Origin of the sequence: Streptomyces sp. NPDC051219 (assembly GCF_040682335.1) — a bacterium.
In the GTDB taxonomy this organism is placed as follows: domain Bacteria; phylum Actinomycetota; class Actinomycetes; order Streptomycetales; family Streptomycetaceae; genus Streptomyces.
Genome location: NZ_JBFBAS010000007.1, coordinates 75,565 through 89,795 on the forward strand (window position 1 = coordinate 75,565; position 14,231 = coordinate 89,795).

13 protein-coding genes are annotated in these 14,231 nt (G+C 71.6%); 4 read left to right on the forward strand and 9 right to left on the reverse strand.

All coding sequences use genetic code 11. The features are described from left to right. Positions 1-3: 3 nt before the first annotated feature. The gene (locus AB0M62_RS11125) at positions 4-498 is read right to left on the reverse strand and encodes a GNAT family N-acetyltransferase (protein WP_366073859.1); all 495 of its coding nucleotides are present in this window, start codon (positions 496-498) and stop codon (positions 4-6) included. Between the two features lie 103 nt (positions 499-601). On the opposite strand from AB0M62_RS11125, the gene AB0M62_RS11130 reads away from it, so the two are divergent. Then, positions 602-997 carry a nuclear transport factor 2 family protein gene (locus AB0M62_RS11130; protein WP_366073860.1) on the forward strand — a complete coding sequence of 132 codons (396 nt, stop codon included), beginning with the start codon at positions 602-604 and terminating at the stop codon, positions 995-997. A 175-nt stretch (positions 998-1,172) separates the two neighbouring features. On the opposite strand, the gene AB0M62_RS11135 is transcribed toward AB0M62_RS11130, so the two are convergent. Then, the gene (locus AB0M62_RS11135; RefSeq protein WP_366073861.1) at positions 1,173-1,508 is read right to left on the reverse strand and encodes an antibiotic biosynthesis monooxygenase; all 336 of its coding nucleotides are present in this window, start codon (positions 1,506-1,508) and stop codon (positions 1,173-1,175) included. Between the two features lie 84 nt (positions 1,509-1,592). Between AB0M62_RS11135 and AB0M62_RS11140 the strand changes: the two genes are divergently transcribed. Next, entirely contained in the window at positions 1,593-2,672 is a 1,080-nt protein-coding gene (locus tag AB0M62_RS11140) for a serpin family protein (RefSeq protein WP_366073862.1), read from the forward strand. A 267-nt stretch (positions 2,673-2,939) separates the two neighbouring features. Continuing rightward, the gene (locus tag AB0M62_RS11145; protein ID WP_366073863.1) at positions 2,940-4,967 is read left to right on the forward strand and encodes a bifunctional glycosyltransferase 87/phosphatase PAP2 family protein; all 2,028 of its coding nucleotides are present in this window, start codon (positions 2,940-2,942) and stop codon (positions 4,965-4,967) included. 89 nt (positions 4,968-5,056) lie between these two features. Here the strand turns inward: AB0M62_RS11145 and AB0M62_RS11150 are convergent, their stop codons facing one another. Beyond that, a complete protein-coding gene (locus AB0M62_RS11150) occupies positions 5,057-6,301 on the reverse strand; it encodes a cytochrome P450 (protein WP_366073864.1) in 1,245 nt (414 codons plus the stop codon). Positions 6,302-6,566: 265 nt separating this feature from the next. Here AB0M62_RS11150 and AB0M62_RS11155 point away from each other — a divergent pair, with 265 nt between their 5' ends. After that, entirely contained in the window at positions 6,567-7,736 is a 1,170-nt protein-coding gene (locus AB0M62_RS11155; RefSeq protein ID WP_366073865.1) for a steroid 3-ketoacyl-CoA thiolase, read from the forward strand. A gap of 102 nt (positions 7,737-7,838) precedes the next feature. Here AB0M62_RS11155 and AB0M62_RS11160 read toward each other — a convergent pair whose 3' ends face one another. From AB0M62_RS11160 to AB0M62_RS11185, 6 genes are all read right to left on the reverse strand, one after another. Beyond that, entirely contained in the window at positions 7,839-8,246 is a 408-nt protein-coding gene (locus AB0M62_RS11160) for a transglycosylase SLT domain-containing protein (protein ID WP_366073866.1), read from the reverse strand. A 351-nt stretch (positions 8,247-8,597) separates the two neighbouring features. Continuing rightward, entirely contained in the window at positions 8,598-9,395 is a 798-nt protein-coding gene (locus AB0M62_RS11165; protein ID WP_366074013.1) for an ECF transporter S component, read from the reverse strand. Between the two features lie 59 nt (positions 9,396-9,454). Further along, on the reverse strand, positions 9,455-11,056 hold the full coding sequence (locus AB0M62_RS11170; protein ID WP_366073868.1) for an ATP-binding cassette domain-containing protein: 1,602 nt from the start codon (positions 11,054-11,056) through the stop codon (positions 9,455-9,457). Beyond that, on the reverse strand, positions 11,053-12,177 hold the full coding sequence (locus AB0M62_RS11175) for an energy-coupling factor transporter transmembrane protein EcfT (protein ID WP_366073869.1): 1,125 nt from the start codon (positions 12,175-12,177) through the stop codon (positions 11,053-11,055). Before AB0M62_RS11175 ends, AB0M62_RS11170 begins: the two co-directional genes overlap by 4 nt. Positions 12,178-12,191: 14 nt before the next feature. Then, complete coding sequence (locus AB0M62_RS11180; protein WP_366073870.1) at positions 12,192-12,854, reverse strand: SCO2322 family protein; 663 nt, start codon at positions 12,852-12,854, stop codon at positions 12,192-12,194. Next, positions 12,854-14,125 carry a prenyltransferase/squalene oxidase repeat-containing protein gene (locus AB0M62_RS11185; RefSeq protein ID WP_366073871.1) on the reverse strand — a complete coding sequence of 424 codons (1,272 nt, stop codon included), beginning with the start codon at positions 14,123-14,125 and terminating at the stop codon, positions 12,854-12,856. Before AB0M62_RS11185 ends, AB0M62_RS11180 begins: the two co-directional genes overlap by 1 nt. Positions 14,126-14,231 lie beyond the last annotated feature (106 nt).

The window sequence follows — 14,231 nt, forward strand, 5'->3', positions numbered from 1 at the left end:
CGGTCAGCCGATCTTCTTCTCGAACCAGTGCTCGGCGTACGGGTCACTCTTGTACGCCGGGATCTCCACATAGCCGTGCTTGGCGTACAGCTGCCGCGCTTCCACCAGGTCGTGGCGGGTGTCGAGCCTGATCCTGCGTGCGCCGAGCGCACGGGCGGCGGTCTCCAGGGCGGCCAGCAGCGCGCCGCCACCACCCGTGCCGCGCAGATCCGGGCGTACGTAAACGCGGGTCAACTCCGCGGTCTCAGGATCGAGGAGCCGCAGGCCGCCGCACGCCGCCGCCCGGCCGTCGTAACGTCCCACGACAAACTCGCCGGTGGGCGGTACCAGTTCGTCGGCGGGGTCGGCCGCGAGCCCCTGGTCGACCTCCTCCTCGGTCGCGGGGCGGCCCCAGTAGCGGCTGGCCACCTCGTCGTAGTACGCGCGGCGAAGCGCGCTCGCCTCGGGGGTGCTACAGGGCTCCGGGGCGACGGACCAGGGTGTGATTGACCGGGGCATGGCGATCATTCTGGCCCGCGGGTGGTCGGCGTGGACAGCCTCTATTGCCCGGCGGATGATGGAACTGGCCGGAAATCACACGAAAGAGAGGGTGTGAACCGCTATGGCTGAACACCCGGACAGTGCCCTGGTACGCCGGAGCTATGAAGCGTTCAGCAAGGGTGACATGGAGACCCTTGGCTCCCTGATGACGGCGGACGTCGTGCACCACATACCCGGTAACAACCCTATTTCCGGGCACCACAAGGGCCGTGACGCCGTTCTGGGGCTCTACCGCCGACTCGACGAGGAGACCAACGGGACCATGCAGGTCCAGCTCGAAACCGTGCTCGCCGACGGGCGCGGGCACGCCATGTCCGTGCACCTGTTCCGTGCCGACCGGGGCAACCGTGGCCTGGAGGAGCGTGCCGGCCTCTTCTTCACCATCGTCGGCGGAAAGATCTCCGACATCGACGAGTGCACCCAGGACATCGACGAAACGGACGCCTTCTGGAGCTGACTCCCGTCCCGCTTCTCGACCCCACCCCCCCAGTCCTCCGCGGAAGAGCCGCCCGAGTCGCTGTCCGGAACGCCGCCCGGGTATGCGTCGGAATCGCGCGCCGGGTCGCCTGCCGAGGCTGCGGCGCCCCCGCGCGGTGCGGTCGTCGCGGGGGCGGCGCACTCCTCAGGCTTCTTCAGCCCTGCTTCGGGGCGGCCTGTTGAACGACCTCGAAAGACCACAGGGTGGAACCGGACGCTGCCGGCCTGGGACGCTCGCCGCCCTCCGCCGAACCCTGGCCGCCCTGGTGGGCAGCCTTCATCGGCCCCTCCATCCAGGCCTGGAAGGAAGCCTCGTCGGCCCAGCGGGTGTAGACGAGGTACTGATCGGTACCTTCGACCGGCCGCAGCAGCTCGAACCATTCGAAGCCGTCGGAGTTCTCCACGGCGCCGGCACGGGCGGCGAAGCGCTTCTCCAGCACCTCGCGCTGTTCCTCGGGGACGGTCAGCACATTGATCTTCACGATGCTCATGCCGCCCATCCTGCCTCACCCGGCCGCGGCGCCGGAGCAGGCGTGTGAGACTACCGATCCTGCCGTGGTGCGAAGGGGGTTGGCATGGAGTACGGGGCGCGGACGGGTGCGTACGGCATCGCAGTGCGGTCGGTGGCCGAGCGGTGGCTTCGGGAGCTGAGCGACGGGAGCGAGGACTTCGTGTGCTCGCCCGCCGGGCTCTGGCTGGCTCTCGGCGCTGTCGCCGCGGGCGCGCGGCAGGAGACCGCCGGTGAGCTGCGGGCGCTGCTCGGCGTGGCGGAGCCGGAGGCGGCCGAGGCGGTGACATCGGCCGCGCGGGCGCTGGCGGAGACGGACGCCCTGGCGGTCGCGACCGGAGTGTGGAGCCAGGTGCCGGTCTACCGGGCCTACCGCGAGGCGCTGCCCGGTATCGGGTTCGGCGCGATCGACGCGCACGCGATCGACGCGTGGGTGCGAGAGCGGACTGAGGGGCTGGTCGAGCGCCTGCCGGTGCCGCTGCAGCCGGGCACTCTGCTGGCTCTTGTCAACGTCCTGGCGTTGAAGGCGCGTTGGGCGCAGCCCTTCGAGCCGCACCGCACCCGGGACTCGGACTTCACCGATGCCTCCGGGGTGCGTCACCGGGTGCCGACCATGCACCGCAACACCTTGCCCGGCGAGGTCTGGCGAGTCGGCGGAGCGACCGTCGTCGAGCTGCGGTGCCGGAACCAGGGGGCGCGGGTGCGCTTCGTCCTGGGGGAGGCGGGTGCCGCGCCTGTCGACGTGCTCCCCGCCGCCTGGGCGGACGGCGGTCTGCGCACGCCCCTCGACGCCGAAGATGTGGTGGTCGCGCTGCCGCGCTTCTCCGTCCGTACGGCCATCGACGTCACTCCGCAGCTGCCTGCCCTGGGAGTGCACCGGGCCACGACGGCTCAGGCCGATTTCTCCGGGCTGTCGCCGGAGCGGCTGGCGATCTCGGTTGTCGCCCAGGAAGCCGTCGTCGAAGTCGCCGAGCTGGGGGTCGAGGCCGCGGCGGCGACCGTTGTCCTCATGCAGCCGGGCGGCGCGCCCCCGCGGCCGCGGCGTATCGAGCGGGTCGCCTTCGACCGCCCCTTCGGCTTCGCCGTCCTCGACGGTACGGGCGACGTGCCGCTGTTCGCCGGCTGGCAGGCGCAGGCGCCGCGGTAGGTCCGGCCGGGCGGAGGGCCGGGTCGTCGGTCCGGCCCGATCGCGGTGCAGCTCACCGTCCGGGCGCCGCTTACCCGACGCACGCCGTGCCGTCCCGGGGTTGGACGGATCAGCCCGCACCCCGCATCATCGACATCCGGACGAATCCGGGGCGGCAGCCAGGCGACGCTCAGGTGGCCGGGGGTGGCCTGCGTCCTACGCGGAGGGCAATGCGAGGCTCTACGCCCAGGGACGGGTGAGGGCAATGGGTGGGAGGGCCGGCGGGGCGTGGTGAATGCAGAGCACAGCGGACCGGGCAGACCGGGGGGCACGGCGGTCAACCGGCTCGGGGCGGCACGGGTGGTGTTGTGGCTGCTCGCAGCCGTCCTGGCGGTGCGTCATGCGGCGGCCGTCCTGCGGTTGCCCCCGGGAGATCGGCTGACCGATCTGGAGACCTGGATCGGGGAGAACGGCGTTCTGCATGTGTCGGGCTCGCTGTACGAGCAGGACCAGTTCACCGGCACGCCCTTCGCCGGGCTCGTCCTGAAACCACTCGCCCGCTCCGCCGAGCAGGCCCTAGGCGTGGCCTGGACCTTCGGGACCCTGCTGCTGGTCGTCGTCCTGGGGGTCGTTGCCGCACGCGCCCTGCCGGGTCCCGTCTCCCGGCGCACGTCCCTGCTCGCGGCCCCGGTGGCGATCACGCTGCTGATGCTGTCTCTGCCGGTGCGCAACGCGCTCTCGCTCGGCCAGACCAGCATCATCCCGATACTCCTCGTACTGCTCGGGTGCTTTCTGGGCTCCGGCCAACGCCGTTCCGGCGTACTCATCGGCCTCGGTGCCGCACTCCAGCCCGCCCTGCTGCTCTTCGCCCCGCTGCTCTGGCTCACCGGGCGCCGCCGTGCCGCGGCCTCCACCACGGCCACGTTCGCCGGCTGCTCGGTGCTCGCCTGGGTGGCGCTGCCGTACGACTCGTGGACGTACTGGGTGCACCACCTGGCCGGCACCGGCCTGGGCGGGCGCGCGGACAGCCTCGCGAACCAGTCGCTGCACGGTGCTCTGCTGCGTCTGGGAGTACAAGGCCCGCTCGAGATCGCGCTGTTCGTCATGCTGGCCGCCGGTGTCTGTTACGTCGGGCTGCGACGCGCCGTCCGGTACGCACAGGACGGGCAGCTGCTGCTGGCCGTCGCCCTCACCGGCTGTGCGGCGGTTGCCGTCTCGCCCACCGGGTGGCAGCACCAGCTGCTGTGGGTGCTGCTGGCGGTGGTCGGCCGGGTCGGCAGGCGCGCGGCGGACCGCATGGTGTGGCCCGCGGCCGTCGTGCTGGTGATGACGCTGCCCAGCTCGGTACTGCTGCCGAACCTCGCCGCGCTCGCGGTCCTGCGGGACAACGTCCTGCTGCTGGCCGCGCTGGCCGCCGCGTGCGCGGTGCCGTTCCTGCCCAGGACCTCGCCGTACTGGCAGAGCCCGGTTCCCACCGACTACGCGAGGGCCGCGCCCGCCCGCTGGAGCCGGGTGCCTCTGCTGCCGTTCTGGCGGCGGGTGCTCAGCCGTCCGAACCTGCTGCTCGAACTCCTGGTGATCAGGGTCGGCTACTCGCTGTACTCACACATCCGGGCCGCCGCCACCGGGGGCCGCACGGCCGCCGAGGAGCACGCCCGCCAGATCCTCTCCGTCGAGGACCTGCTCGCCCTCGACTTCGAGCACTGGGTGAACCAAGCGGTGGTGAGGACTCCGTGGCTGGAGACGGTCTTCAACTTCTACTACACGTCTTTCCACTTCGTCGTGCCGCTGACGATCCTCGGAGTGCTGTACTGGCGCCGCCCGGCGCACTACCGGTGGGCCCGGGCCTCGCTCGGCTTCGCCACCGTGCTCGGGCTGGTCGGCTTCTGGTTCTATCCGCTCGCTCCGCCGCGCCTGATGCCGGGTCTCGGCTTCGTCGACACGGTGCACGGCCCGCAGGATCTGGCCAACCCGGACTACGGGGCGATGACCGCGGTGACCAACCAGTACGCGGCGATGCCGTCGCTGCACTTCGGCTGGTCGCTGTGGTGCGGGATCGTCATCGTGCTGCTCGCCCCGGAGCTGTGGATGAAGCTGCTCGGTCTCGTCCATCCGCTGATGACGGTCTGCGCGATCGTGGCCACCGCCAACCACTGGGTGCTCGACGCGTTCGGCGGAGCGGCCGTCGTGGCGGCCGGCTTCGGCCTGGTATACGTCCTGTCGGGGCCGCGCACGGTGCTCCTCGCGCTGCCACGCATCCCGGAGCAATTGGAGCGGGAACCGGCCCAGGTGGGTGCGGAAGCCTCCAAGACCTGAACGGCCGCAGGGGTACGGGCCGTGGGGGTACGGGCGGCAGGGGCGGGGGCGTGGGTGGGACTGCCCCTGCCGCCCGGAACGGAGACCGGTCAGCCGCAGCTGACCCGGAGTTCCTTGACACCGTTGAGCCAAGCCGAGCGCAGCCGGCGCGGGTCGCCGGTCAGGCGCAGGCCGGGCAGCGCGTCAGCGATGGCGTTGAAGATCAGGTCGATCTCCAGCACGGCGAGGGACTTGCCCAGGCAGAAGTGCGGGCCTCCGCCGCCGAAGCCCAGATGCGGATTCGGGTCTCGCGTGACGTCGAACCGGTCCGGGTCGTCGAAGACCTCGGGGTCGTGGTTGGCGGACGAGTAGAAGATGCCGACCCGGTCGCCCGCCCTGATCTTCTGGCCGCCCAGCTCGGTGTCCTGGGTGGCGGTGCGCTGGAACGAGACGACGGGCGTGGCCCACCGGACGATCTCCTCCGCGGCCGTCTCGGGGCGCTCACGCTTGTAGAGCTCCCACTGCTCGGGGTGGGTGAGGAAGGCGTGCATGCCGTGGGTGATGGCGTTGCGCGTGGTCTCGTTGCCGGCGACGGCGAGCAGGATGACGAAGAAGCCGAACTCGTCGGAGTTGAGGTTGCCCTCGCCCTCGGCCGCGACCAGTTGGCTGACGATGTCGTGGGCCGGACACTCCTTGCGGGCGGCGGCGAGGTTCATCGAGTACGAGACGATCTCCATGGCCGCCTCGGCGCCGATCTCCTCCGTGATGGCGTACTCCGGATCGTCGTACGCCGCCATCTTGTTGGACCAGTCGAAGATCTTGGCCCGGTCCTCCTGGGGGACGCCGATGAGCTCGGCGATGGCCTGGAGCGGGAGTTCGACGGCGATGTTGTTGACGAAATCGAAGCTGCCGTCGGGCTTGGCGCCCGCGACCGCCGTCTCGACGATCTTGCGGGCACGGTTGCGCAGGGCGTCTTCGAGTGACCGTATGGCCCGGGGAGTGAAGCCCCGCTGGACGATCTGGCGGACCCGGGTGTGCTCCGGCGGGTCCATATTGAGCATGATCAGCTTCTGTACCTCGATCTGGTCGCGGCTGATCGTCCCGTTGAAGCGGATGACCGCGGTGTTGGTGTGGGAGGAGAAGAGCTCCGGGTGAGTGGAGACGTACTTGACGTCCGCGTGACGGGTGACGGCCCAGTACCCCTCGTCGTCGAAGCCGGTGATACCCCGGGGCTGGGCGCACCACCAGACCGGAGCGGTCTGCCGCAGCTGTGCGAACTCCGGAAGGGGAACGCGGGCTTGCAGCAGGTCGGGATCGGTGAAGTCGAACCCTTCGGGCAGCGCTGGGCAGGGCATGGGCAACTCCAAAGTCTGACGTCCCATCAGAATTTGGCCCGAAGGTAGTAACGAGTTCTAGAAGTGGCAAGAGTCGCGGCGCCAACTGTTGCGTGAGGAACCGGTGCAAGAGGCGTGCAAGACCCTTGCGTACCGGGGGTAGCACTCATAAGACTGCGGGAATAACTAGAACGCGTACTACTTCGCGGTTCGGGGCGCCCCGGACCGCACACAGCCGTCCGTGGGGCGCCGGGACGCCTGACGGAATGTGGAGGAGGACGAGCTCATGGCCGCGGAACCCGTCATCGTCGAAGCAGTACGCACCCCCATTGGCAAGCGCGGAGGTGCGCTGGCCAATCTCCACCCCGCCTATCTGCTGGGCGAGACCTACCGCGAACTCCTCGCCCGTACCGCCATCCACGCCGACTGCGTCGAGCAGATCGTCGGCGGCACGGTCACCCATGCCGGCGAACAGTCCATGAATCCGGCCCGCAACGCCTGGCTCGCCATGGGCCTTCCCTACGAGACCGCCGCCACCACCGTGGACTGCCAGTGCGGCTCCTCGCAACAGGCCAACCACATGGTCGCCAACATGATCGCCGGCGGCGTCATGGATGTCGGTATCGCGTGCGGTGTGGAGGCGATGTCGCGGGTGCCGCTCGGCAGCGGCTCCAAGCACGGACCGGGCAAGCCTTTCCCCGACGAATGGAACGTCGACCTGCCCAACCAGTTCGAGGCCGCCGAACGCATCGCGCGCCACCGCGGGCTCGGCCGGGAACGGGTCGACTCGCTCGGGCTGCTCTCCCAGGAGCGGGCGGCCGTCGCCTGGTCGGAGGAGCGCTTCAAGCGCGAAACCTTCGCGGTGCAGGTGCCGACCACGGAGGAGGAGCAACGGGCCGGTCAGGGGATGTGGCGGCTCGTCGACCGTGACGAGGGTCTGCGCGACACGTCGATGGAGGCCCTCGCCGGTCTCAAGCCGGTGATGCCGACCGCCGTGCACACCGCCGGCAACTCCTCGCAGATATCCGACGGGGCGTGCGCGGTCATGTGGGCGTCGAAGCGGATGGCGCGGGCGCTCAAGCTGAAGCCGCGTGCTCGTATCGTCGCGCAGGCACTCGTGGGCGCCGACCCCCACTTCCACCTCGACGGGCCGATCGACGCGACGCGCGCGGTGCTGGGCAAGGCCGGGATGTCGCTCAAGGACATCGACCTCGTCGAGATCAACGAGGCGTTCGCGTCGGTGGTGCTGAGCTGGGCCCAGGTCTTCGAACAGGACCTGGAGAAGGTCAACGTGAACGGCGGGGCGATCGCCCTCGGCCACCCGGTGGGGGCGACCGGCGCCCGGCTGATCACCACCGCCCTGCACGAACTGGAGCGGCGGGACAAGGAGTTCGCGCTGATCACCATGTGTGCGGGCGGCGCGCTCGCCACCGGGACCATCATCCAGCGGCTCTGACCGGTGCCGGACGGCCGGAAGGCGCCGGTGGCCGACCATGAGGTCGGCCACCGGGGCTCGGTGTCCAGGCCGATCAGCCGTGCCGATCGGTGCTGCGGCTGATCAGTACCAGCCGTTGGCCTGCCAGAAGTTCCACGCGCCCACCGGGCTGCCGTAGCGCTCGTTCATGTAGTCCAGGCCCCACTCGATCTGGGTGGCCGGATTGGTCTTCCAGTCGGAGCCGGCCGAAGCCATCTTCGAGGCGGGCAGCGCCTGGACCAGGCCGTACGCGCCGGAGGACGGGTTGGTGGCGGCCGCGTTCCAGCCGCTCTCGTGCTCCACGATGTTGCTGAACGCCTGGAACTGCGCGTCGTCCGGGATCATCTTCTCCGCAATGGCCCTGGCGTCCGTGGGGGCCGCCGCCTGGGCGGGGACCGAGGCGAGCAGGGTTCCGACGGTGCCCAGGGTGACGACGGCGCCGGCGAGGGTCTTCTTGCTGGTGGCGATGCGGCGGATGACGGCGTTGGACACGGAGAACCTTCCGAAGGGGACAGAATCGGTCGCGGGCAGGCAGTAGCCACTCGTGTAAGAGGGGATGTGCGCTGCACTCGGTGCGGCGGGCTGTGCGCCCTGGCCGCCGTGGCGACACATCCAGTTCTAGCCGGGCCTTCGCCGGGGTGGCAATCAGCCCACTTACTAGTGCCGGTCGCAGCCGGGGTTGGGGGCGGCCCGGCACGTCCCGAGGTGTTTCCGCAGGCCGCAATGGCTGTGAAGGGTGAATAAACTGGACATCAGGTCTACTACGGCGATTCGTATGTGACGTAGGTCCTGTGGGCGGCCTCACCCGCAGGGCACCCGCTCGTCACGGTCGGCAGCCCCGCACTACACCGCTGTGAAGGAAACCGGGGCGTCGAAAGCCGCCCGGCGGGTGGCCCGGCGCAGCGCCTTGAGGAGGGTCCCGCCGAGGGTCAGAGTCAGTACGACGGTGAGCGCGGCCCGCGGCAGGTCCCAGCCCAGCGAGGTGGCCAGGCAGTAGGCCAGGAAGCGCACCAGGTTCTCGTGCACGGGGTCCCCGGGCACGAAGGAGATGCCGGAACCCAGACCAGGGATGTACGTCCAGCCCTGGAGGTTCATCACCGTGCCGTAGAACACCGAGGCCAGCGCCCCGTACGCGGCGAGCATCCACAGCTCGGCGCGGCCGCGCAGCCGGTCCGGGCCCGGCAGCAGGCCGGCGCCCAGCGCGACCCACCCCATCGACAGCATCTGGAACGGCATCCACGGCCCGACCCCACCGGTGAGCAGCGCGGACGCGAACATCGTGACCGAGCCGAGGACGAAGCCGAAGCCGGGTCCGAGCACCCGTCCGCTCAGCACCATCAGGAAGAACATGGGCTCCAGGCCCGCGGTCCCGGCGCCCAGCGGCCGCAGGGCGGCGCCCACCGCCGCCAGCACGCCGAGCATCGCCACGGCTTTGGCATCCAGCCCCGAGTCGGCGATGGTCGCCACGACCACGGCGACAAGGAGCGGCAGCAGCGCGGCGAAGAGCCAGGGCGCGTCCTTGGAGTGCGCGAGGCCGGAGGCGGTGTGGGTGAGCAGCGGCCATCCGAAAGCCACCACGCCGATCGCGCTGACCAGCGCGAGCGCGGTTACCGACCGGGGGCCGAGCCGCACGGCGCGCACCTGGCGGTCCTGGCCCCTCGAAGCGGCGCGCTGACCGCCCGAAGCGGTGTCCGGCTCAGTCACAGTGCGGCCCTGACCTGCGGAACGGTCAGCCATTCCTGCGGCGCGAGGATCTTCGCGACCTGTGGGGCGAAGGACGGGGAAGAGACGACGACCTCGGCGGTCGGCCCGTCCGCGACGATCTCGCCGTCGGCCAGGATCACCACCCGGTGTGCCAGCTCGGCTGCCAGTTCGACATCGTGGGTGGCCAGCACGATCGCGTGGCCCTCGGCCGCCAGGGCGCGCAGGATGGCGGTCAGCCGCGCCTTCGCCGCGTAGTCAAGACCACGGGTCGGCTCGTCGAGCAGCAGCAGCGGCGGCCGGGAGGTCAGCACGATGGCCAGGGCCAGCGCCAGCCGCTGCCCCTCGGACAGGTCACGGGGGTGGGTGCCGTCGGGTACGTGCGGCAGCAGCTCGCGGACCAGCGCCCGGCAGGTGCCGGGCGCGGCCTCCGCGTCGCGGTCCGCCGCCCGGCACTCGGCGGCCACCGTGTCCGCGTACAGCAGATCCCGTGGCTCCTGCGGTACGAGTCCGGCCTTGCGGATCAGCTCGCCCGGGCTGGTCCGGTGGGGGGCCGCGCCCCCCACGCGTACCGACCCGGAGTCCGGCTCGTGCATGCCGACGAGCGTGCTGAGGAGCGTGGACTTGCCGGCGCCGTTGCGGCCCATCAGCGCGATCGTCTCGCCGGGCCGTACGGACAGCGAGACCCGGCGCAGCGCCTCCACCCGGCCGCGGTGCAGCGACAGTCCGGCCGTTTCGGCCACCGCGGCGGCCGCGGGCGGCTGCGCGGGGCGGGGCGGGGCGAGCGCGGAGAGCTGCTCGCGCAGCGGGCCCGCCCCGCGGCGCGCATCACGTACGGAAAGAGGGAGCGGGTCCCAGCCGGCCAGCCGCCCGAGCGCCACGACCGGCGGGTGCACCGGTGAGACGGCCATGATCTCGGCGGGCTCACCCATGACTGGGGACTGGCCCGGACCGGGGAGCAGGATGACCTGGTCCGCGTACTGCACGACCCGCTCCAGGCGGTGCTCGGCCATCAGTACGGTCGTACCGAGGTCGTGGACGAGACGCTGGAGCACGGCGAGAACCTCCTCCGCGGCCGCAGGGTCGAGCGCCGACGTCGGCTCGTCGAGGACGAGCACGCGCGGGTGCGGGGTGAGGACGGAACCGATCGCGACGCGCTGCTGCTGGCCGCCCGAGAGCGTGGCGATCGGCCGGTCGCGCAGGTCGGCCAGGCCGAGCAGGTCGAGGGTCTCCTCGACGCGGCGCCGCATGGTGTCCGGCGGGATGCCGAGCGACTCCATGCCGTACGCCAGCTCGTCCTCGACCGTGTCGGTCACGAAGTGGGCGAGCGGGTCCTGCCCCACGGTTCCGACGACGTCGGCGAGTTCGCGCGGTTTGAACGTACTGGTGTCGCGGCCCGCCACGGTGACGCGGCCGTGCAGCGTGCCGCCGGTGAAATGCGGGACCAGTCCGGACACCGCGTTCAGCAGAGTCGACTTGCCGACTCCGGACGGGCCGACCAGCAGGACCAGCTCCCCTTCGGGGACGGTGAGGTCAGCGCCCTGGAGGGCCGGGGCCGGCGCGCCGTCGTATGTGACGGAGACGTTCTCGAACCGGATCACCCGGACTCCTTCGGAAGGTTCGGAAGGGGGGCCACGAAGGCAGGAAGCAGACCGAGCAGAACCGAAGCCGCGGGCCACAGCGGGAACTCGGGTGCGGTCAGGGGGACGACGCCGGGGTGCAGGGCCCCGGCGTCGTACGAACCGGCCCAGATCATCAGCGCCGCGACGGCCGCCCCCGAACCGGACACCAGCCAGGCGCGCACGCCCCAGCGGTCCGGGCGGTAGCGGGTCCTCACGCTGCGGCGGCCGCCGAGCCAGAGCCCGGTGAGGGCGGCGGCGAGCCCGGCGGCCAGGACCGGCAGCCCGAAGGCGGCGCCCTCGGCGGCGAGCAGCGTGTACGACCCGGCGCACACGCCGAGCAGCCCCCCGACGGTGAGGGTGCTGGTGGTGCGGCGCACGGCCTTCGGCACCTGTGCGGTACGGCCGTACCCGCGGGCGTCCATCGCGGCGGCGGTTGCCACCGAGCGTTCCAACGCGCCTTCCAGCACCGGCAGTCCGATCTGCAGGACCGCCTTGATGCCGCCGGTCGGACGGCCCCGGAGCCGGCGGGCGGCGCGCATCCGGACGACGTCGGAGACCATGTTCGGCGCGAAGGTCATCGCGACGACGACGGCCACGCCCACTTCGTAGAGGGCGCTGGGCAGGGACTTGAGCAGCCGGGCGGGGTTGGCGAGGGCGTTCGCGGCGCCCACACAGATGAGCAGGGTGGCCAGCTTCAGACCTTCGTACAGCGCGAAGACCATGCCCTCGGCGGTCACCCGGCCCCCGATGCGCACACCCTGTGCCCAGTCCGGCAGGGGGAGTTCGGGCATGGTGAAAAGCGTGTGCGAGCCGGGAATGGGGGAGCCGAGGAAGACGGCGAAGACAAGGCGGATCGCGATAACGGCGAGACCGAGCTTGACGAACGCGCCGTACGAGCGGGCCCATGGGGCGTCGGTGCGGCGGGCGGCGACCACGTAGCCGGCGACGCCGACCAGTAGACCGAGCAGGAGGGGGTTGGTGGTCCGGGAAGCGGCGGTGGCGAGCCCCAGAGCCCACAGCCACCAGGCGCCGGCGTGCAGCGCGTTGCTACGGCCGGCCCCGGGCGCCCGGAGCCGCTTCCCGAACGCGGTGTGCGTCATCGATCCGCGTCCGGTCAGCCCTGGCCGCGGCGGCGGCGAGCCTGCCACGCGCCCGCCGCGCCGAGGCCGAGTACGGCCGCGATGCCCGCGACCAGGCCTGCGGACGGGCCGCCGTCCGAGGCACCGGCGGGGGACGCGGACGGGGCGGCGGACGGGGAGGACTTCGGCGTACCGCCCGAGACCCGCTCGCCGCATCCGGTCTTCGGGTAGCCCGCGATCGCGCACAGCAGGGCGTCGCCGTTGTAGCGCAGCGGCTTCGCGACCGCTGCCAGTGCCTCCGCGCTGGTCGCCTCCACGCCGACCTGCGCGCACTCCGTACGCGTCGCGGGCGGCGTCTCGCCTCCGGGCGCGTCTCCCCGCTTACCGAAGTCGATGACCAGCGCGACACGCTTCCGGCCGTCCCGTGCGGGGGTGCTGCCGCAGATCGCCTCGAAGTCCGCCGCTCCGCGCGGCTTCGCGGAATCCTGGGAGTCCTCGCTGACGGAGAAACGGAAGCCCTGGACGTCACCGTCGGCCGGCCTGGCCAGCGACGGCCCCTGGGCGGCGTACTTCCACGCCACGCCGTCCCGGTCCCAGAACGACCAGTAGCGGTATCCGGCCGCCTGGGCGGGCCCCGCGCCCAGCACCGTGACGAGGGTGCCGAGCGCGAGGACGAAGGCGGCGATCCGGGTCCGCATCAGAGCTGCTGGTTCTTCTTGCGGCCGCTGATCAGGAAGCCGATGCCGATTCCGGCGACGCCGCCCACACCCACGATCCACCAGACGCCGGCCCCGGACTCGTCGCCGTCCTTCTCGTCGTTGCCGTCCTTGCCGTTCTTGTTCTCGTCCTTCTGCTCGACGGGCTTCGCGGCGGACTCGGGAGCCGGGCCCGTCGCGTTAAGCTGCCGCACGAGGTCGGCGCCGCCGAAGGCGCGCGGGTCCGTGCCCGTCGCATGCGCGGCCAGGACGAGCGTGCCGAGGCCGGCCGGGTTGTCCTTCGCCCACTCGGCGGAGTTCCTCTGCAGCCATCCGACCGGTCCGGCCGCCGCGTCCTTGTGCTTGCCCGCGGCCAGGGCTATGACGGCGTCCGCGGTGTTGCCGATGTCGGGCGTGGGCTCGTCGGCACCCGGCGTAAGGGCCGTCAGGTGCTGTCCGCCCTTCGCCAGCGTCTGCGCGAGGTATGCGGCGGCTCCCCGCGCGGCCGCCTCCCCGGTCACCGCGACGGCGTCCGTCTCGCAGGCCGGCTGCGCCACGGCGGCGTCGGTCTTGCCGAGCGGCTCCACGGCCAGCCCCTTGCCGAGCCCGGCCAGTGCGGCAGCCGCGGTGGCGTCGCCGTTCGGGGCGAGCTTGCCGGCCTTGTCGGGCTGGTACGCGAAGGAGCCGCGGTCGGTTTCCTTCGCAGTGCAGCCGAGCCGGAAGGACACCAGGCCGTCGTACGCCGACCTGCCCTTCTTCGACTTCACTTCTGCCGGCTTCTCGCCCGCCGCGGCCAGCGCGCCGATGACGACCGACGTGGAGTTTGCGTCACTCGGCCCACCGGGCATGTAGCCCCAGCCGCCGTCGTCGTTCTGTACGGACTTCAGCCAGCCGGCACTCTTCTTCACCGTGTCCGCGTGCCCGCCGAGCGCGGCCAGTGACTGCACGGCGACGGCGGTCGAGTTGCTGTCCACCATCGTCTTGGCGTCGCAGGGCTTGGAGGCGTCGGCACGGAACGCGGCGAAGGCGCCGGTCGCGCACTGCTGCCCGACCAGCCAGTCCACAGCCTTCTTCGCGGGCGTGACCCCCACGGTGTCCTGGGCCAGCAGGGCGAGCGACTGCCGCCAGACGCCGTCGTACGTCGGGTCCTTCTTGCCGTACAGGCCGGAGGGGATCACCGGTGCCGGCGACGGCGCTGCGAAGGCGGTGGGGGCAGCGGCCACGCAGAGCACGGCGGAAGCTGCGAGCGCGGCTGCGCTGCGGCGGACGGTCATGGCGGGTGGTGCCTCTCCACTGGGGAGCCGGACGCAGGCACGCTCAGGTACCAGGCTCCGGCTCCGTATACCTCGACGGTGCCGGCCACCGGGGTCCCGATGGCAC

Excerpts from the sequence above, each read along its gene's own strand:
- AB0M62_RS11125 (WP_366073859.1), bottom strand. The coding sequence starts at position 498 with ATGCCCCGGTCAATCACACCCTGGTCCGTCGCCCCGGAGCCCTGTAGC.
- AB0M62_RS11130 (WP_366073860.1), top strand. The coding sequence starts at position 602 with ATGGCTGAACACCCGGACAGTGCCCTGGTACGCCGGAGCTATGAAGCG.
- AB0M62_RS11135 (WP_366073861.1), bottom strand. The coding sequence starts at position 1,508 with ATGAGCATCGTGAAGATCAATGTGCTGACCGTCCCCGAGGAACAGCGC.
- AB0M62_RS11140 (WP_366073862.1), top strand. The coding sequence starts at position 1,593 with ATGGAGTACGGGGCGCGGACGGGTGCGTACGGCATCGCAGTGCGGTCG.
- AB0M62_RS11150 (WP_366073864.1), bottom strand. The coding sequence starts at position 6,301 with ATGCCCTGCCCAGCGCTGCCCGAAGGGTTCGACTTCACCGATCCCGAC.
- AB0M62_RS11155 (WP_366073865.1), top strand. The coding sequence starts at position 6,567 with ATGGCCGCGGAACCCGTCATCGTCGAAGCAGTACGCACCCCCATTGGC.
- AB0M62_RS11175 (WP_366073869.1), bottom strand. The coding sequence starts at position 12,177 with ATGACGCACACCGCGTTCGGGAAGCGGCTCCGGGCGCCCGGGGCCGGC.
- AB0M62_RS11180 (WP_366073870.1), bottom strand. The coding sequence starts at position 12,854 with ATGCGGACCCGGATCGCCGCCTTCGTCCTCGCGCTCGGCACCCTCGTC.
- AB0M62_RS11185 (WP_366073871.1), bottom strand. The coding sequence starts at position 14,125 with ATGACCGTCCGCCGCAGCGCAGCCGCGCTCGCAGCTTCCGCCGTGCTC.